Annotated in this window: 1 protein-coding gene; it reads right to left on the bottom strand. The window is 42.8% G+C overall.

What is annotated here, in order from left to right; genetic code table 11:
- Positions 1-6: 6 nt before the first annotated feature.
- Positions 7-222: zinc ribbon domain-containing protein (locus JEM49_RS10145; protein ID WP_201874889.1), on the bottom strand; the 216-nt coding region annotated here is incomplete at its 5' end.

The raw sequence follows: 222 nt of genomic DNA, 5'->3' as shown, positions 1-222 counted from the left end.
GCCTTTCTAGGCTGCCTCTTTTATTTTAGGATTCTGCCACTTGCCTAATCCTTTTTCTAAGATGTTCACGGCCGCATTCCAATCGCGAATATGGTGCGTCTGACAGATTGGGCAAGTCCATTCCCGATCCTTAAGGGCTAATTTCTTATAGCTATTTTGTCCCATAATACTGCCACATTGATGGCATCTTTGGGTGGTGTACTTAGGATCAATTGTTAGAAA

It is taken from the genome of Lactobacillus sp. A27 (assembly GCF_016742815.1).
GTDB classification, from domain to species: Bacteria; Bacillota; Bacilli; order Lactobacillales; family Lactobacillaceae; genus Lactobacillus; species Lactobacillus gallinarum.
This window is presented reverse-complemented; position numbering and strand designations above follow the sequence as displayed.